This is a genomic window from Pedobacter indicus, from assembly GCF_003449035.1.
In the GTDB taxonomy this organism is placed as follows: domain Bacteria; phylum Bacteroidota; class Bacteroidia; order Sphingobacteriales; family Sphingobacteriaceae; genus Albibacterium; species Albibacterium indicum.
In genome coordinates this window covers 2,301,329-2,320,542 of record NZ_QRGB01000001.1, presented here as the reverse complement: position 1 = coordinate 2,320,542, position 19,214 = coordinate 2,301,329, and the positions used below count along the sequence as shown (strand labels likewise).

18 protein-coding genes are annotated in these 19,214 nt (G+C 40.0%); 10 read left to right on the top strand and 8 right to left on the bottom strand.

The genetic code is table 11. From position 1 onward, the window contains the following. Positions 1–82 precede the first annotated feature (82 nt). Positions 83–1,051 carry a KpsF/GutQ family sugar-phosphate isomerase gene (locus tag D3P12_RS10295; RefSeq protein WP_118195214.1) on the top strand — a complete coding sequence of 323 codons (969 nt, stop codon included), beginning with the start codon at positions 83–85 and terminating at the stop codon, positions 1,049–1,051. Positions 1,052–1,137: 86 nt separating this feature from the next. Next, positions 1,138–2,220: a mannose-1-phosphate guanylyltransferase gene (locus D3P12_RS10290; protein WP_118195212.1), complete on the top strand. Its 1,083-nt coding sequence runs from the start codon at positions 1,138–1,140 to the stop codon at positions 2,218–2,220. 4 nt (positions 2,221–2,224) lie between these two features. Here D3P12_RS10290 and rlmB read toward each other — a convergent pair whose 3' ends face one another. Next, positions 2,225–2,998 carry a 23S rRNA (guanosine(2251)-2'-O)-methyltransferase RlmB gene (rlmB, locus tag D3P12_RS10285; protein WP_118195210.1) on the bottom strand — a complete coding sequence of 258 codons (774 nt, stop codon included), beginning with the start codon at positions 2,996–2,998 and terminating at the stop codon, positions 2,225–2,227. 343 nt (positions 2,999–3,341) lie between these two features. On the opposite strand from rlmB, the gene dnaB reads away from it, so the two are divergent. Further along, entirely contained in the window at positions 3,342–4,889 is a 1,548-nt protein-coding gene (gene dnaB, locus D3P12_RS10280; protein ID WP_118195208.1) for a replicative DNA helicase, read from the top strand. Here the strand turns inward: dnaB and D3P12_RS10275 are convergent. Beyond that, entirely contained in the window at positions 4,886–5,233 is a 348-nt protein-coding gene (locus D3P12_RS10275) for a tetratricopeptide repeat protein (RefSeq protein ID WP_118195206.1), read from the bottom strand. The genes dnaB and D3P12_RS10275 overlap by 4 nt on opposite strands. Positions 5,234–5,278: 45 nt before the next feature. On the opposite strand from D3P12_RS10275, the gene D3P12_RS10270 reads away from it, so the two are divergent. The 4 genes from D3P12_RS10270 to D3P12_RS10255 all read left to right on the top strand — a co-directional run bounded on the left by D3P12_RS10270 (position 5,279) and on the right by D3P12_RS10255 (position 8,319). Beyond that, positions 5,279–6,016, top strand: a complete 738-nt coding sequence (locus D3P12_RS10270; protein ID WP_118195204.1) for an electron transfer flavoprotein subunit beta/FixA family protein — start codon at positions 5,279–5,281, stop codon at positions 6,014–6,016. 35 nt (positions 6,017–6,051) lie between these two features. Further along, positions 6,052–7,023: an electron transfer flavoprotein subunit alpha/FixB family protein gene (locus tag D3P12_RS10265; RefSeq protein WP_118195202.1), complete on the top strand. Its 972-nt coding sequence runs from the start codon at positions 6,052–6,054 to the stop codon at positions 7,021–7,023. Between the two features lie 68 nt (positions 7,024–7,091). Then, positions 7,092–7,697: a bifunctional nuclease family protein gene (locus D3P12_RS10260; RefSeq protein WP_118195200.1), complete on the top strand. Its 606-nt coding sequence runs from the start codon at positions 7,092–7,094 to the stop codon at positions 7,695–7,697. 67 nt (positions 7,698–7,764) lie between these two features. Further along, the gene (locus D3P12_RS10255) at positions 7,765–8,319 is read left to right on the top strand and encodes a NifU family protein (protein WP_118195198.1); all 555 of its coding nucleotides are present in this window, start codon (positions 7,765–7,767) and stop codon (positions 8,317–8,319) included. A 95-nt stretch (positions 8,320–8,414) separates the two neighbouring features. Here the strand turns inward: D3P12_RS10255 and D3P12_RS10250 are convergent, their stop codons facing one another. Continuing rightward, complete coding sequence (locus D3P12_RS10250; RefSeq protein WP_118195196.1) at positions 8,415–9,206, bottom strand: inositol monophosphatase family protein; 792 nt, start codon at positions 9,204–9,206, stop codon at positions 8,415–8,417. Between the two features lie 7 nt (positions 9,207–9,213). After that, positions 9,214–10,392, bottom strand: a complete 1,179-nt coding sequence (locus D3P12_RS10245) for a prolipoprotein diacylglyceryl transferase (RefSeq protein WP_118195194.1) — start codon at positions 10,390–10,392, stop codon at positions 9,214–9,216. A gap of 7 nt (positions 10,393–10,399) precedes the next feature. Between D3P12_RS10245 and D3P12_RS10240 the strand changes: the two genes are divergently transcribed. Beyond that, positions 10,400–10,705, top strand: a complete 306-nt coding sequence (locus D3P12_RS10240; protein WP_245977430.1) for a hypothetical protein — start codon at positions 10,400–10,402, stop codon at positions 10,703–10,705. Between the two features lie 86 nt (positions 10,706–10,791). On the opposite strand, the gene D3P12_RS10235 is transcribed toward D3P12_RS10240, so the two are convergent. The 4 genes from D3P12_RS10235 to D3P12_RS10220 all read right to left on the bottom strand — a co-directional run bounded on the left by D3P12_RS10235 (position 10,792) and on the right by D3P12_RS10220 (position 16,248). After that, positions 10,792–12,078, bottom strand: a complete 1,287-nt coding sequence (locus D3P12_RS10235) for a citrate synthase (RefSeq protein WP_118195191.1) — start codon at positions 12,076–12,078, stop codon at positions 10,792–10,794. A 119-nt stretch (positions 12,079–12,197) separates the two neighbouring features. Beyond that, positions 12,198–13,448, bottom strand: a complete 1,251-nt coding sequence (locus D3P12_RS10230) for a dicarboxylate/amino acid:cation symporter (RefSeq protein WP_118195189.1) — start codon at positions 13,446–13,448, stop codon at positions 12,198–12,200. Between the two features lie 45 nt (positions 13,449–13,493). After that, positions 13,494–15,794: a Tex family protein gene (locus D3P12_RS10225; RefSeq protein ID WP_205941093.1), complete on the bottom strand. Its 2,301-nt coding sequence runs from the start codon at positions 15,792–15,794 to the stop codon at positions 13,494–13,496. Then, complete coding sequence (locus D3P12_RS10220) at positions 15,778–16,248, bottom strand: Sec-independent protein translocase subunit TatA/TatB (protein WP_118195185.1); 471 nt, start codon at positions 16,246–16,248, stop codon at positions 15,778–15,780. The genes D3P12_RS10225 and D3P12_RS10220 overlap by 17 nt, the downstream gene beginning before the upstream one ends. Positions 16,249–16,432: 184 nt before the next feature. On the opposite strand from D3P12_RS10220, the gene D3P12_RS10215 reads away from it, so the two are divergent. Continuing rightward, the gene (locus D3P12_RS10215; protein WP_118195183.1) at positions 16,433–17,734 is read left to right on the top strand and encodes an MATE family efflux transporter; all 1,302 of its coding nucleotides are present in this window, start codon (positions 16,433–16,435) and stop codon (positions 17,732–17,734) included. Continuing rightward, the gene (locus tag D3P12_RS10210; RefSeq protein ID WP_118195181.1) at positions 17,731–19,197 is read left to right on the top strand and encodes an ATP-binding cassette domain-containing protein; all 1,467 of its coding nucleotides are present in this window, start codon (positions 17,731–17,733) and stop codon (positions 19,195–19,197) included. Before D3P12_RS10215 ends, D3P12_RS10210 begins: the two co-directional genes overlap by 4 nt. The last annotated feature ends 17 nt before the right edge of the window (positions 19,198–19,214 follow it).

Below are 19,214 nucleotides of genomic sequence, written 5' to 3'. Positions count from 1 at the left end.
AAATATCTAATATGTTCTCTTAGATTACTCAAAATAACATATTTTTGTCTTAATTCCATACTAAATATAAAAAAAATATTTTGTGAAAACTAATTCAGAGATAAAATCCATAGCTGTTTCTACCCTTACCATTGAGGCCGACGCAGTGCGGCAGTTGACAGAAAGAATTGATGATGACTTCGTCAAAGTTGTAAACGAAATTTTAACGTTAAAAGGCAGAGTAATTATAACTGGTATTGGTAAAAGTGCCATAATCGCTCAAAAAATTGTGGCAACTCTGAATTCGACTGGTACCCCTTCGATATTCATGCATGCTGCGGACGCTATACATGGAGATCTGGGAATGTTACAAGCAAACGATTTGATAATAGCAATTTCAAAAAGTGGAAACACTCCAGAGATTAAAGTACTGGTACCACTGCTTAAACAATCGGAAAATACGCTTGTAGCACTTGTCGGAGACACCAAATCATACCTCGGACTACAGGCCGATTATATATTAAATACCAGCGTCGAGAAAGAAGCTTGCCCACTTAATCTCGCACCGACTACGAGTACCACGGCTCAACTTGCCATGGGTGATGCATTAGCAGTAGCTCTACTGGAGTGTAGAGAATTTACAGATCAAGATTTCGCACGTTACCATCCAGGCGGCTCACTTGGAAAACGTTTATATTTAAAAGTGGGTGATCTATCTGCTCAAAACGAGAAACCAAAAGTCTATGCATCTACTCCGGTTAAAGAGGTTATTCTTGAAATTACAAAGAACCGGCTTGGTGCAGCAGCTGTCATGGACGGGCAACAAGTCATTGGTATTGTCACAGATGGGGATATCAGAAGAATGATTGAAAGCCATGATGCAATCGGTCACTTAACTGCTGCAGACATCATGGGGAAAAAGCCAATTAAAATAGAAAACCATGAACTAGCGGTAAACGCGCTCAATCTGATGCGGGCAAATAACATTACTCAGATTATTGTTTTGAATAAAGATCAACATTATGAAGGAATTATCCACTTGCATGATCTATTAAAAGAAGGGATTATCTAATCAAATCATTACATTTGATCAAGATTTACTTATTCGTATAAGGGAATCAATAAAAACAATTAATATAGATGAAGAACATATTATAGATGAAGAACATATTTGCGGTTATTATGGCTGGCGGGATTGGTAGCCGTTTTTGGCCGGTAAGCAAAACCATATATCCTAAACAATTTCTAGATATTTTCGGAACGGGTAAAACGCTGATACAAACAACTTTTGACCGTTTTAAGGCAATTATTCCAGAAGAGAATATTTTCATAGTGACACACGAGTCTCATGTCGAAATTCTTCGAGAGCAATTACCACAGGTCTCAGACAATCGCATACTTTCGGAACCGATTATGCGTAATACTGCGCCCTGCATCGCTTATGCCTGTCATAAAATAAAGGTCTTAAATCCTGACGCAACAATTGTCGTATCCCCTTCTGATCATTTAATCTTAGATGAGTCTAATTTTCACGAAGCTATTAAAACAGCAATTCATGCAGCTGCCGAAGATGATAGGCTTATTACTCTCGGTATCCGACCTTCACGTCCCGATACGGGCTACGGCTATATACAATATATTGATGGATCATCTAAAACAGAATTAAAAAAAGTTAAGACTTTTACTGAAAAACCTAGTTTGGATATTGCAAAGACATTTATCCAAAGTGGTGATTTTCTATGGAATGCAGGGATATTTATTTGGTCTGCTAATGCAATCATCAAAGCATTGCACAACCACGTCGAAGAACTGAATGACATTTTCTCTGATGGGAGTCACTATCTTAACTCTGATAAGGAAAAACAATTCATCGCATTAGCCTATCAGCGCTGCCCTAACATTTCTATCGACTTTGCTGTCATGGAAAAAGCCGAAAATGTATATGTTTTACCGGTTACGTTCGGATGGTCGGACCTTGGTACTTGGGGGTCAATCTATGATCTTTCAGAAAAGGATTTCTCTGGGAATTTAGCGATTCCAAAAGACAATGTCATGTTTTACGATACAAGCAACTGTATGGTGAGCACTCAAAAAGACAAACTTGTTGTGCTTCAGGGAATTGACAACATGATCATTGCTGAATCAGAAGATGTATTATTAATTATTCCCCGCGATCAGGAGCAAAATATTAAGCAGATATTAACTGACGTGAAGTCTAAACAAGGATCAAAATATCTATAGTGGACTAAACAGACGCGTTATGCCTTTGTCGAATAGCTTCGTAGATTATGACTCCTGCAGACACGGACACATTTAATGAAGCTATCTCACCCAATAGCGGGATCTTAGCCAGACTTTCCGATATACGAATCAAATCATCAGAAATACCATCTTCTTCTGAACCGAGGATCAACACAGTTGGGCTCGTATAATCAGGCTCATATATAGTTGCTTCCGTCTTTTCAGTACAAGATACCATTTGCAAGCCTGATTCTTGCAGGAACTTTGCGGTTTTATATAAACTATCTACTCGACACACAGGAATTTTAAATAACGCTCCTGCCGATGTTTTGATAGCATCCGGGTTGATTTCCGCCGAACCCTTTTTGGGCACTATAATCGCATGAACACCTGCACATTCTGCCGTCCGTGCAATAGCACCCATATTACGAACATCAGTAACTCCGTCCAGCATTAATATAAGCGGACTCTCTCCCCTATCATATATACCCGGAATTATATTTTCGATATCCTGATATACGATAGGTGATATAACAGCCACTACTCCTTGATGTGCTTTTCGGGTAAGTCGATTCAGCTTTTCGATTGGCACTTGCTGGTATCCAATATTATGTTGACCTACTAGTGTCTTTAACTGAGTAATTAATCCTCCACTTAATCCCCGTTGAATAAATAATGACTCGATCTCCTTACCGCTTTCGATAGCTTCAATAACGGCACGAATACCAAATACCATTTGGTTTGTTTCCTTTTTTGGAGGTCTTGAGTAATGTTGCATAATTTAAAAAAATCTGCACGAAGGTACGTCAATAATATCAGCATTCAATAAATCCATGCCAATTATATTATATTGAGTTCATATATATTCACATCGAACAACTTATTAACATAAAATACAAGCGATTATAAATCAATTGGTTTCCCTACTTTCCAACATGTTATTAACGTCTAATGTTAACAACATTTAGAGAAAAAGAGCATGCAATGACATTTAAAAAAATTTATAACTCGTCATGTTTGTAAATGAAAATAGTCAAATCGATTAAATTTAAATACCTTTGTTACCCCAATAACCAAAGTAAGTATAGTTAAAAACAATTTCAATAGCTTTTTATAAATCAATGAGTACGAATAGTGATTTTTCTCCTTCTTTTAATCGATCAAATAAGCCTGGTTTTTCAGATCGTAGATCCAGGTTTCAACAAATAGCTCATGAACTTGGTAAACTTCCGCCTCAGGCAACTGACTTGGAGGAGGCGGTGTTGGGAGCGTTGATGTTAGAAAAAGATGCACTCTCGGTTGTCATTGATATTCTCAAACCTGAAACTTTCTACTCCGAAGCACATAGCAAAATTTTTGAAGCGATAACGAATCTGTTTCAAAAATCCTCACCTATTGATATTCTAACCGTAACAGCTGAATTAAGGCAGATGGGAGCCTTAGAAATGGTTGGCGGCGCCTATTACCTTACTCAATTAGCTGATCGTGTTGTATCGGCTGCAAACATCGAATATCACGCGCGTATTATCTCCCAAAAGTATATCCAGCGTGAGCTGATTCAAATATCGTCTGACACGATAAAAAAAGCGTATGATGAAACATCGGATATATTTGAACTACTAGACGGTGCGGAAAAAGCACTATTTGATATTGCACAAAATAACCTGCGACGCGATACTCAAAAGATTGACGATATTATGCGAAATGCGGTCGATGCCCTAGAAAAACTACGTGATCGGACTGATTCGTTAACGGGAGTGCCATCGGGTTTCACCGCGCTGGACCGTATCACATCAGGGTGGCAACCATCTGACTTAGTTATTATTGCTGCTCGTCCAGCTATGGGTAAAACAGCATTTGTGTTGAGCTGCGCTAGAAATGCTGCAGTTGAATATGGAAAACCTGTTGCAGTATTTTCTTTGGAAATGTCATCGGTTCAGTTGGTAAATCGTCTGATATCTGGTGAAACAGAAATTGAACAAGAGAAACTAAGAAAAGGTAATTTAGCAGACCATGAATGGACGCAGTTACACTCCCGAATTGGCAAATTGACGGAAGCTCCTTTGCTAATTGACGATACCCCTGCTTTAAACGTATTTGAATTCAGAGCAAAGTGTAGAAGATTAAAAGCGCAATACGATATCCAAATGGTAATTGTAGATTACCTTCAATTGATGCATGGCAAAACAGATGGTAAGGGAGGAAACCGTGAACAAGAGATCGGTAGTATCTCGCGAGCTTTGAAGTCTGTCGCTAAAGAACTCAATATTCCAGTGATCGCGCTATCCCAATTAAGTCGTGCAGTTGAAAGCCGTCCCGGCAACAGCAAAAGACCTATGTTGTCAGATTTGCGTGAATCAGGATCTATTGAGCAGGATGCCGATATGGTTCTTTTCTTATACCGACCAGAATATTATGGACTGACTGAAGATGAAAACGGAAACAGCACAGCCGGAGTCGGAGAAGTTATCATTGCAAAACACAGAAACGGTGAAATAGCGACAGTTCCATTGAAATTTGTTGGTAAATTTGTTAAGTTCACTGATTTAGAGGATGATTTCGGAGCTCCTGACTCATTCTCTGCCGGATTGTCTCCTTCCGAAGAATTCAGTTCAAATATCATTACCCGATCATCTCGAATGAATGATATGAATGACGATCCGTTCTAGAGGTCATCATCATCTTCTTCACCGTATTCACCGAGGGCAGACTGATAAACTAATCGTAACTCAGAAAGAGCATGCATGTCCCCTACTTTTGTTGCTACCATCATGCCTTTTTCATAAATCTCAACCGCTTCATCAGTGTGCCCTAATTCTTCCAATAGGCGTCCCAAGTGATAATATGTTCCTAAGTACATTGGTTCGTTTGAAACAAGATCCTGATAGTATTTTAACGCGTTTTCATGGTCTCCTATTTTTGCATATTCAGTTGCTATCGCATATTTTATAAATGGATCTTTTGACCCATCAGCTAAAAAGGTCAATAATTGCTCTAAACGTTTATTACTCATTGTTCAATCGCTAGTTTTTGTTAGATTTGTAAAAAAGGAATATCTATGAAAATATTAGTTTGTATAAGCAGTGTTCCAGATACCACAACAAAAATAACCTTTACAAATGATAATGCAGAACTTAATTCATCAGGAATACAATATATTGTAAATCCGTACGATGAAATCGCGCTCGCTAAAGCAGTCGAAATGGCTGAGGGCGGAAAAGCAGAAGTAACTGTTATAAATGTTGGCGAAGCAGGAACCGACCCAACCATCAGGAAAGCATTGGCAATCGGAGCCGATAAGGCCGTTAGAATCAATGCCACTCCCAGAGACGCTTGGTTTGTAGCCAATCAAATAGCGAAATACGCTAAAGAGAATAACTTTGACCTAATATTAACCGGAAGAGAATCGATCGATTACAACAACGCTCAAGTAGCCGGGCTGGTTGGTGAGTTACTGAATATCCCTTCTGTTTCAATTGCAAAAAAGGTGGAGCTTCAAGACCAGAAACTGGAAGTTGACCGTGAGGTTGAAGGGGGAAAAGAAGTGTTATCACTCCCTCTCCCTGCCGTTATTGGTGTTTCCGAAGGTGTGGCTGAGCCTCGTATACCCAATATGCGTGGAATCATGTCAGCAAGAACCAAGCCCCTTGATGTGGTGGAACCTATTAATGTAGAAGAAACGTCTGTAATAAAGAGTTTCGAAACACCCGATGCCAGAGGAGCGGTTACCTTGGTCTCACCTGATGAGCCTGAAAAGCTGGTTGAGTTATTACATACCAAGGCTCGTGTAATATAGCCGAGGTAAAACGTTACACAAAAAAAGAAACAAACATGTCCGTATTAGTATATGTAGAAAATACAGAAGGTGAATTTAAAAAATCCGTATACGAAGTAGTTTCCTACGCAAAAGCAATTGCAGATTCACTCGATACAAACCTTACAGCCATATCGATTGGCTCTGTTGAGTCATCAAATCTTGAGCGATTAGGAGAATACGGAGCTACTAAAGTATTAAGCGTTAGCTCGGATCAATATAAGTCGTTCATAAATCATGCTTATGCTTCAGTAATCGCTTCGGCAGCAAAAGATGAAGACGCTAACGTGATCGTCCTTTCAAACTCTTTCAGCGGAAAGGGTTTAGCTCCAAGAGTAGCAGCAAAATTGGGCGCAGCTCTTGCTTCAGGCGCTGTCGAACTTCCAGAAATCAATGGAGATGAGCTTACTGTTAAGCGATCAGCATTTTCAGGGAAAGCGTTCGCTTTTCTTGAGTTGAAATCAACTACCAAAATTATTTCTCTAACACCTAATTCCTTCGAACTTAGAAAGAGTGGAGGACAAGCGGAAATAAAAGATTACGCGCCGGAATCACGTGATACTATAGAAACAATTATAAAGGATATCGTACGCGCTACCGATAAAGTAAGTTTAGCAGATGCAGAAATTGTCGTCTCTGGTGGTCGCGGGTTAAAAGGGCCTGAAAACTGGGGATTGATCGAAGAGTTGGCTGAAACATTAGGTGCTGCAACTGCCTGCTCTAAGCCAGTATCAGACGCTGGCTGGAGGCCACACGAAGAACACGTCGGACAAACCGGAATCGTTGTTCGTCCCAATCTATACATCGCTATAGGCATATCGGGTGCTATTCAGCATTTAGCGGGGGTCAGTTCATCTAAGACCATTGTTGTTATCAATACTGATCCAGAAGCCCCATTTTTTAAAGTGGCTGATTACGGTATCGTGGGTGATGCCTTTGAAGTAGTGCCTAAATTGATCAAAGCTATAAAATCCTACAAAGCGGGATAAAAGACACAGAGACGTGATCTATGGAGAGTCAACTCCTAATCGCGTCTCCTTTTTGTTAATGAGAATACATGGATAAAATTAGATTAGATATCGTCGGATTGTCTTATAGTCAGACCCAGTCTGGTGCATATGCACTCGTTCTCGGCGAAGTCAATGGTCGAAGACGGCTACCCATTATTATTGGAGGTTTTGAAGCACAGGCGATTGCAATTGAAATTGAAAAAATGACACCTAGTCGCCCGCTAACTCATGATCTATTCAAATCTTTCGCAGATCTTTTTAACATTAAAGTTGATGAAGTTTTAATCTACAACTTAGTAGACGGGATATTTTTCGCTAAACTGATTTGTAATGATGGCGCGAAAAATATTGAGATTGACGCACGTACTTCAGATGCGATCGCTATTGCGGTTCGGTTCAACTGTCCAATTTATACCTACGAATTTATCCTTTCCACCGCGGGTATCATAATTGAAGGCAATGACTTTGCCTTTTTAGAAAATTTAGACTCTGATAACCTAAAGAGTGAATCAAGTGAAAAAAGCAACCCTATGTCTTTTTCTACACTCTCCGACTCCGAGCTAAAAGACAAGCTCCAGCAAGCGCTAAATGATGAGGCTTATGAAAAGGCTGCTAAAATTCGGGATGAAATTGCGCGCCGAAAAGCCTCTTGACTTAGCACTGACTTTCTCGGTCATTTTTTTTGTACTTTTGTATATTATCTAACAACAAACATGAGCTATGGCTGTCATAAAAGTATATACGGAAGAAACTCCGAACCCCGCAACGCGGAAATTTCTAGTAAACAAATTACTTGTTAACGGAAGTCATGATTTTCCTACAATGGAAAAAGCACAAGCATCTCCTTTCGCAAGTGAGCTTTTTAAGTTTAATTTCGTAGATGGTGTTTTCTTCGCTAGTAATTTTGTAACAATCACAAAAACACAAGATAGCGCTTGGGAGGATATTGAGCCTATTTTAAAAGAGTTTGTAAAAGGTGCAGTGGAATCGGAGCTTACGATCCTAGAAGTTGTTCCAGATCATAACGTAACTTTTGAGGGAAGTGACATTGAAGTCAAAATTCAGCAGATTTTACATGACTATGTTCGTCCCGCCGTAGAACAAGATGGAGGAGCAATCTCCTTTCAAAAATATGATGAAGGTGTAGTTACTGTTGAGCTACGCGGTTCCTGCAGTGGTTGTCCTTCATCTATCATTACCCTAAAAGCCGGGATTGAAGGATTGTTAAAACGAATGGTGCCCGAAGTCCAAGAAGTTATTGCAGACTCCATGTAGAAAGAAGCACATGTCATTTTTAGTAAGATATCATCAGGAAAACAAAAAGAACAAGGGCATTTTTAAGTTGATAAAAGCATCAAACTACCATCAATTTAAAAATGCTTTTTTATTTCCGTTAACAAGGCGGTGCCGAGTGTCGGATTGCCTGCAACAATATTTCCTTTCGTTAACATACCACCGCTTCCATCAAAATCGTGAACAACTCCTCCTGCTTCTTTAACTAGCAAAATACCTGCAGCCATATCATAATTCATTAAGTATTGCTCAAAAAAAGCATCAAATCTTCCGCAAGCTGTATAAGCCAAGTCAACCGCCGCAGATCCAATACGTCTCACCCCTCGGGTTCTTTGCATAACGGACTTTAACACCTCTATATAAGGGTTCAGCTTTTCAAACTCTCGAAATGGCAACCCCGTCCCTATTAAGGCTTCTTCGAAAAGCCGATTATCGCTCACGTGAATTCGTTCTCCATTTAAGTAAGCTCCTCCACCCTTCCAAGCGGAAAAACATTCGTTTTGATTTATTTCATAAACAACAGCCACCACTAATTCTTCGTTTCGAAGAAGAGCTACACTGATACTGAAAACCGGAATTCGATGTACAAAGTTCGTTGTTCCATCAAGTGGATCGATAATCCAATTATACACTTCGCCCTTGCTTTTTTCCGTTCCTTCCTCTGTAATAAAACCCGCAGCAGGTATCAGCGGTTTAATGTATTCTACTAATTGGCGTTCAGACTCTTTGTCAACATACGAAACTGTATCACGGATACCCTTTACTTCCACCTTACTAGACGAAAAATTTTGATACTCTTGCCTTATATATGAGCCTACTCGACTACAAATTCCGGCCAGTTGGGTAGTTATATTTTCAAAGTCAACCATATCACCGTTAACTATATTTCGGAGCCATCATTTCAGGATTTTTCTTTCCATAGCTTATGCTCCAGAAAATTCCGATGATTCCAGCAACAACCATAAAGACCGAAATCATCTCTGCCTGTGTAAATTCTAATCCAAACGCGTGGTATTTCGAATTCACACGTATCAATTCAATTGTAAATCGTTCAATACCGCTGAAGATTAAGTAGATCGCGAACAGCATTCCGGGATAACGAAGTTTCTTACGCAGAGCCCAGAGAATCCCAAAAATAACAAGGCACATGATAAACTCGTAAAAAGATGTCGGATAAACACCCACGGGTAACTCATGGCAGAATCTACCTGTACAACCTTCGATTGGCACCCCTGCATCAAGTACATTATGAGGGAATTTAAACGACCAAGCCCAGTCAGGCAACCATGAAAGTGCATCGGGTTTCGGATTAGGATTCTCAATTCCCCAATCGCCGTCGCCGGATAGCTGACATCCCAATCGCCCCACACCATATGCCAATATCATCCCAATTCCGCCTATATCTAACATATGCGCGGGCTTAACACCATATTTGTTCGCAGTATAAAGAACAGCGGCACCACCGCAGATCAGCCCACCATAGAAAGTCAATCCACTAAAAGAAAATAAACCTCCGACGGGATCCGCCATAAACTCATCCCAATACTCCAGATTATGAAATATTTTAGCCCCTAATAGTCCAAATACTGCAGCCCACACCAAAATATTACCCATTAAGGTATGTGGCATTACGCTCTCCTCAACTTTTTTCGGTTTAGATAGCTGATTTTGCTTTTTCTCTTTCCATATCCAATACACAAAAAGTCCGGCACCAATAATACCACCCAGCCAATTACCCTCTCCTGATAGAAGAAACCCTTGGGGGTCCTGCACGAGATTGCTATAGTTAAATAACGCATGAATAATTTTAAAACCCAGCAAAAAGCCGATTACCCCATTAATAACCAGCTCCCCCGTACTCGCAGGCTCGCCCTGAACGGTTGTCCTTTTATATGGCTTTATCAGACCTTCTTTCTCTTTCCGCTTCATTTCTCTGACGAAAAGTGAATATCCAACAATAAAAGCGATCGCTACAAACAAACCAAAAGTCTGTATAGGTAGCGGAATAAATATACCTGTAAAATATTCTATTAAATGGGATAGGGTTGGGAACATACGTCAAATGTATTTAAGAACAATAATACAAGATTATTTAGGACAAACTACAAAACATTTTAAAATAGATTATTGTTATAAAAACAATCAAACTTACATACTTATGAAAACATTGGGAATTATTCTCGCTATTATCGGTGTAGTCATGCTTATTTGGACAGGTTTTAGCTATACAAAAAAGGAAAAAGTTGTTGACATTGGCCCCGTAGAAGTCAATGCTGAAAAACAAGAGCAAGTATCATGGCCATCATATACTGGTGGAATACTTTTAGCTGCAGGTGTTATTTTCATTCTTTTAGATAAGAAACGTTAAAATTAAATATCAAGAAACTTCCTATTGGAAGAAAAATCCTGTTATTCTTTAACAGGATTTTTTTCTATCATCGTTTAATGACAAATCTATCGTTTTGAAATATCAACATATGACCGCTCTTTCTCGCCCGTATAGATTTGGCGCGGACGGCCAATTGGTTCCTTGTTAGCACGCATCTCTTTCCATTGTGCAATCCATCCGGGAAGTCTTCCCAACGCAAACAGCACAGTGAACATATCAGTAGGGAAACCCAGTGCCCTGTAAATAATACCTGAATAGAAATCAACATTAGGATATAATTTTCTATCTACAAAGTATTGATCATTTAGAGCAGCTTCTTCCAGCTTTTTGGCGATATCCAATACCGGATCATCAATACCTAGTTTATCCAGCACTTCATCACAAGCCTTTTTGATAATTTTAGCTCTTGGGTCGAAATTTTTATACACACGGTGCCCAAAACCCATCAAGCGGAAAGAGTCGTTCTTATCTTTTGCTTTCTTAATCCACTTATCACAATCTCCACCATCGTCCTTAATCTTCTCTAACATTTCGATCACAGCCTGGTTAGCCCCTCCGTGTAATGGACCCCATAATGCAGAAATACCAGCTGATATAGATGCAAATAGATTTGCGTTTGACGACCCAACAATACGGACGGTAGAAGTTGAACAGTTTTGTTCATGATCAGCATGCAAAATCAGCAAAGTATTCATCGCAGATATTGCTACAGGATTAATTTCAACATCTTCAGTACGCTGACCAAATGTCATATTAAGAAAGTTCGTCACATAATCCATATGGTTTGATGGGTAGATAACAGGATGTCCCAGTGATTTTTTATAAATCCAGGAAACAATGGTCGGCATCTTCGCCAACATTTTAATGATCGTTAAATTCTCTTCCTCCTCAGTCGGATTCGTATCCAATGACTCAGGATAAAAAGCAGATAAAGCTCCTACTAAGGCAGACAGTTGTCCCATCGGATGTGATTTCGATGGAAACCCATCAAAGAACTTCTTCATATCCTCATGCACCAATGTATGTCGCCTTACCGTCCATCTGAAATCTTCCAACTCATCATGAGAAGGTAACTTACCGTAAATCAGCAGATATACGACCTCTATAAAACTAGATTTTGAAGCTAAATCTTCAATAGCATAACCACGGTAACGGAGAATTCCCTTTTCACCATCCAAGTAAGTAATAGCACTTGTTGTTGCACCAGTATTTTTAAAGCCCTGATCAAGAGTTACGTAACCGGTTTGAGCGCGAAGCTTAGAAATATCAATACCCTTTTCGTCTTCCGTTCCTGTTATTACAGGTAATTCCAGATTGTTATCCTCAATTTTTAAAGAAATAGTTTCAGACATATTATGATTCGGTTTAGTTCAAATATAAAAAATTACCAACCAATTCCCACTTGGTTAGCAGCCTGAATAAGGCACCTAAAAGTAGCAAATTTTAAAGAAAGAGACTAATATTTTAGTCATTATTTAGAAATATCTGACACTGGCGAGTTTAACTTATATCCCAGAATCCGATTTATCATCATTGAGGCTACCGTATCCCCATTCGAATTCAACACAGTAGCCAAAGGATCAACTAATGTACCGATAATCATCACAGCAGGAATAGCCTCCACGGGCAGATCATAAACAGAAATCATGAGTATTTCACCGATGTAACCACCATTGGGTATCCCTCCAGCTACAATGCTGACAAGCACAGTAATGCCTAAAGCCGTCAGAATTGTAGCTGGATCCATAAAATCTCTTCCAATAATAGCAAAAGCTACGGTAATCTTCACGATAGAAGATAAAGAAGATCCATCCTTATGCAATGTTGCGCCCAAAGGCACTGCCACGTTAGAAACACTTTCCTGCACCCCCATTTTCTTTGCGGCTACCAGGTTAACAGGAATCACGGCGATGCTACTACAAGTACTGATTGCTGTTGCCGCAGGTAAAATGGTGTTTTTCCAAAATGCTTTAACTCCTGTTGACCCGTATGATAGAAATGCATATAATGTAAAGCCCAATATAAAATAGACTGTTCCGAAGAGATAATACAAACCCATCGGTTTAGCATAGATCCCAAAAAGCTGAGGGCCAACTGTCCCTACCTGATAGGCAAAATATGCGCCTAACCCAATTGGAGCAGCCTTCATAATCAGTGTCAGCGCTATCTTCATAACTTCGTTTCCAGAATCTAAAAACTGACGGAAGGCACTCCCCTTTTCACCTGACCGTAAAGCGGCAATACCAACAAGAAATGAAAAGATAATGAATGCAAGCATATGTTCTCGAGACAGCAGCTGATTAAACTCGCTGACAGTCAAAAATTGAACTATGTTTTCACCCCAGTTCGATTCCCCAGAAGGAATATCGACAACTTCATCACTGAGATAAATACCCTCTTCTAAAGGGAAAAAAGCCATAACACCAATCATGTATATAGCAGCGACAAGCACCGTCCCTAAAAAAACCAGAGCCATAACACTTATAATCTTACCAAGCTGTTTTCCCTGGCTAACATTTGCAACTGCGGATGCAATCGCAAAAAATATTAAGGGTATAACGACGGTGAAAAGAAGATTAAGGAAAATATCCCCTATGGGCTTCAGATAGTAAACTAAATCTATAGCGAATAAGCCGATGAGACTACCAATAAAGATACCCAATATCAATAGCAGGATACTGCTATAATTTTTAAAAAAGTTATTTTTGGACGCCATATTCATCTTAAAGGTAAATTTATTTTTACAAAAAAGATGAACTTTTGCAGATTAACCAAACTTGGCTTTTAATGCTGCAAGTTTGGACTGCATATCTGACTGCTCTTCCCTAGCCGATCGCTTTTTAAAAGTTTTCTTGGTATTCTTTTTTTGCGACTGTCCAGATCTTGACGACATCCCATCCTTGTTACGTTCAATTGATTTCTTCGTCCGAACCGGAACAGCGGGTTGATCGTCTTTCATCGACAAAGATATTCGATTGCGAGCAACATCCACCTCAGTGACTTTGACCTCAACTTGTTGATTTACCTTAACTATTTCATTTGCATCTTTCACAAACTTATTAGCCAGTTGACTCAAGTGAACCAATCCGTCCTGATGAACACCAATATCAACAAAAGCTCCAAAATTCGTAATATTCGTTACAATACCTGGTAGCTTCATGCCAACTTTCAAATCCTCAATTCCGTTTACACCTTCCGCAAAAGAGAAAGCCTCAAATTGTTCACGAGGATCTCTTCCTGGTTTCGCCAATTCAGTGAGAATATCATTTAAAGTTGGCAAGCCTACCTCATCCGTAACATAATTCTTGAGTTCAATTCTTTTTCTTTTCTCTTCATCTTTCAAGAGATCAGCTACAGAGCTGTTAAGATCGCTTGCCATGTTTTCAATCAACGAATAGCGTTCCGGGTGGACTGCACTCGCGTCCAATGGATTTTCAGCATTCGTAATTCGCAGGAAGCCTGCAGCCTGTTCAAAAGCCTTATCGCCAAGACGCGGTACCTTTTTTAAATCTTGACGGTTTCTAAACGGCCCGTTCTCGTCACGGTATTTAACAATGTTTTGCGCTAAAGCAGGTCCCAAACCAGAAACGTACGAAAGGATTTGCTTAGATGCAGTATTTAGCGATACACCAACACTGTTCACACAGCTACTGACAGTATCATCAAGTGACGTTTGAAGTTTTGTTTGATCTACGTCATGCTGATACTGTCCCACCCCGATTGATTTAGGATCAATTTTTACAAGCTCAGCTAATGGGTCCATTAATCTCCGGCCAATGGAAACCGCACCTCGTACGGTAATATCATAATCGGGGAACTCTTCTCTTGCAACAGCTGATGCAGAATAAATTGATGCGCCATTTTCATTCACCATAACCACCGTCACGGTTGATGGCGCCAAATTACGGATAAACAGTTCCGTTTCACGTCCAGCCGTTCCGTTTCCGATAGCAATTGCCTCTATATTATATTGTTCAATAACATTTTGAACAATCCGACTGGAATCTTTTAATTTATCTTCTCCGTTATGTGGATATATCGTGCTATTATAAAGCAACTTACCTTGCTCATCTAAACAAACCATTTTACATCCTGTCCGAAAGCCCGGATCAATTGCCAACAACCGCTTTTGACCAAGGGGGGCAGCTAATAATAGCTGACGAGCGTTCTCAGCAAAAACAGCAATCGCCTCCTCATCTGCTTTTTGCCTTGAAAGAACGCGAACCTCTGTTTCAATCGATGGCTTAATCAGGCGTTTATAACTATCCTGAATCGCCATATCCACTTGTTCCGAAGCTTCATTTTTCGCCTTTACAAACTCCTTCCTCAGAACACCCAATGCATCCACCTCTTCAACCGACAAGTCCAAACGCAAAAATTCCTCACGCTCGCCCCGGCGCATAGCCAAGAGTCGATGCGAAGCAATGGTTTTAACCGGCTCCTGCCAATCGAAGTAGTCTTTATATTTTTGAGCCTGCTCCTCCTTGCCTTCAACAAGCGTAGACTTATAAGCCCCATTATTTAAGAATAAATTACGGATCGCTGCGCGTACAACCGCACTTTCTGAAAATAGTTCCGCCAATATATCCCGGGCACCTGCCAGTGCCTCTTCGGTATCGGTCACCGCTAACTCCGTATTAATATATCCTTCGGCTAGCTCCTTAACCGATCCTGCCTTCTGCTCGAGCAGCCGATCAGCCAAACCTTGTAGCTTTTTCTCGCGAGCAATCGTAGCCCGAGTTCTCCGTTTAGGTTTATAGGGCAAATAAACATCTTCTAATATTGAAAGAGAATCAGCATTGTTCAAACGCTCTAACAAATCAGGCGTCATCTTTTGCTGCTCCTCGATTGATTTGATAATGGCATCCCGCCTTTTATCTATATCTTGAAGTCGTTTTTGAAGATCACGTATTGCAGTGATTTGAACTTCATCAAGTCCTTTGGTTAGTTCTTTCCGATAGCGTGCAATAAAAGGAATTGTGGCACTATCCTCCAATAAACCGATGGTGTTTTTAACCTGTGAAAGAGCTAACCCTAGCTCTTTCGAGATCCTAACTTCGTACGTCATCCTTATCAGCAGCAGTTCCTGAGGAAGAATCTACATATTCTCCTGATTCGTTATAATCGTAGTTGTGTTTATAAAAGCTGTCTGAATGCGAGACGTCATCTGGGTTCTCTCCAGGATTTTCAAATTCGCCCGCATAATCGTCCGGTCGCTCAGGGATGTCAACGGCTTGATCCAACTTAGGTACCTCAGTTGCAGCACTTTCAGGGGTCTCCGTTTCAGTCGTTGTGTTTTTCTTTGAAGGTTGCCGGTCTATATCCTTCTCAAAATCATTGATCTGATCGTTTATATCACGTTTGATATTTTCTGAAGCATCTTTAAACTCCCTAATACCCTTACCTAATCCACGTGCCAATTCAGGAAGCTTCTTCCCTCCGAAAAACAAAAGCGCAATCACGAAAATGAAAATCATTTCCTGACTACCTATGTTCAAAAACAGAAAAACAGTACTAAACATTTATTATAATTAATGATTAACAAACCAAAGATATTACTTTTTGAATAGAACAAGGAATCTCTGGTTAAAAATGCTGTATTTTTTTGCTGTATCTTTGCCAACTTAATATTTCTCATGAGTGAAAAATTTCTTTCAAAAATACAAACCGTACTATTGCTCAAATTTTCACTTGGCTGGCCCTATTATGATCTCTCAGCTCGGGCACACCCTTGTACATACGGCCGATAGCATAATCGTTGGTCATTTTGCCGGGACCATACCCCTAGCGGCTGTATCTTTAGTAAACAGCGTTTTTATGATTGTCATGGTAATTGGTCTTGGTATTGCTTTTGGTCTCACTCCACTTATTGCGCAGGAAAACGGGCGCCGGAACTACGCGCGGTGCGCTCACCTATTTTCAAATAGCATTTTCCTCAATATTCTAACAGGAGTCGTTCTCTTCATCGCCGTCTATTTTGGTTCGATGGCCTTGGTTGATCACCTTGATCAAGATCCCGCAGTAGTAGAAACGGCCAAACCTTATCTATTCATCCTCAGCCTCTCCATCATACCAATTATGATATTCAGTGCATTTAAACAGTTTGCTGAGGGTCTAGGCTTTACCAAGCAGGCTATGCGGATCACTATTTGGGGGAATGTAGTGAATATAATTTTAGCAATTATCTTCGTTAAAGGGATGTTCGGTATCGAGCCCATGGGCGTCAGAGGCGTAGGCTACGCAACGTTGATCGATCGCTGCGCTATGGCGGCAGTAATGGGGATCTATATATTCCGTTCAAAAGACTTCAAACGTTATATCGAACACTTTTCACTCAATCGGATTGATCTTCCAAGCTCTTTCGCAATCCTTAAAATCGGTTCACCGGTCGCCATGCAATATGTTTTTGAGATTGGTGCTTTTGCTGCTGCCGCCATCCTTGCTGGTGTTTTGGGAGCCACTGAGCAAGCTTCACATCAAGTAGCTATTAACCTAGCCTCTATCACCTTCATGATGGCCAGTGGGATAGCATCTGCAGCAACTATTCAAGTCGGAAACGCCTTCGGTAAAAAGAACTTCCCCCGGATGCTGAAATTTGCTAATGCAAGCTATCATGTCATTTTAATATTCATGTCGTTTGCAGCACTGATTTTCGCCGTTTTTAATCAATACCTCCCATGGATCTTCACGAGCGATGGCGTTGTTATTTCCATGGCCGCACAGCTCTTAATTATCGCCGGTTTATTTCAATTGTTCGATGGAACACAGGTTGTCGGTCTTGGTATTCTTCGGGGCATGACGGACGTTAACAAACCAACTTTTATTGTGTTCATCGCATACTGGATCGTCGGGTTACCAATCAGTTATCTATTAGGCATCCACTTGAATATGGGCTTGGAAGGAATATGGTATGGACTAACATTCGGACTCATGACATCTTCCTTACTCCTTTTTATACGTTATAAATACAAAAGCAAATCAATCACACTTTCGTTAACAAAACAATGAATACTCTAATCGAACTCAATACAACATTTAATTTTACATGGAAAGAAGGACAGACATGGGTTGTTTTGGGTGATGACGAACCGGCAAAAAAAGACTTTTTTGATACATTATCGGGTAAAAAAATTATTCACAGCGGAACCATCAAGTATCCTTTTGCAGAATCCTATCTTAATAATACCCCTATCGGCGAATATCGAAGGGTGTCTGATCTAATTTCCTATATCTCTTTCAGACATCATTTTCGCAATAAATCGAATACTAATCAATTCTATTACCAGCAACGTTTTAATAGTTTTGAAATAGAAGACTCTATTAAAGTATTAGATTATATGAAGTCAATAACTGGTAAACTATCAGGACAATGGACTATAGATCGGGTTATCGACCGACTCTTCTTGACAGATCTGGTGGACAAACCCATGATCTCCTTGTCGAATGGTGAAACACGCCGACTTATGTTTGCAGCAGCACTTCTTAAAAACCCAAAAATTGCACTGATTGAACATCCATTCGTTGGCTTGGATCAATCTACCCGCAAAGCATTTGACCTACTTTTCACAGAGATAGTTGATTCGGGGATTCATTTGATTGTATCAAGCGATCGCAGAGAAATACCATCAGTCGTCAACAATGCTATCGTTTTTGATAAAGACTCCATGCCGATTCAGACTAGCATTGATAAACTGAACTTAAATAAAATAAAATCAGAACACACTGATAAAAAGAAAATTAATAACGATAATATCAACCTTCTATTAAAGGATAAGGAAGCAATAAACTACAACACGATTGTTGTCATGAACAATGTCAATATCCGTTATGGTTCGAAGCAAATATTAGAAGGCATCAATTGGGAAATTAAACCAGGTGAACGATGGAATTTACGTGGTTCTAATGGAGCTGGTAAGTCCACCCTCCTCAGTCTCATCAATGGAGACAACCCCCAAGCTTACGCAAACGACATTGTGCTTTTCGACCGTAAACGAGGTAGTGGAGAGAGTATATGGGATATCAAAAAGAAAATCGGCTATGTTTCTCCAGAGTTCTTCCAATTCTTTCCTACACAGCAAAGCTGTCTCGATATCGTCTGTTCCGGATTTTTTGACACACTGGGATTATTCAGAAAATGCAATAAAAAACAAACAGAAACTGCCATGCGATGGCTAGAGGCAACCGGACTCGCTGCAGAAGTTAACACGAAATTCAACAAATTGACCGTCAGCCAACAACGCATTTGTCTAATCACCCGGGCGCTCGTTAAGAACCCACCCTTGCTCATATTGGACGAACCTTGCCAAGGACTCAGTACAGACCAAAAAGACAATCTCAAGCAATTGGTCAATCAGATATGCGCATCAGGTGATATCACGTTGATCTATGTTAGTCATTATCCGGACGATATACCCGATTGTGTCAATAAAAGCTTATCTTTAGAAAATGGCAAAGTGGTAGCCAGTGATTAAAAAAACCTAAATTAAAA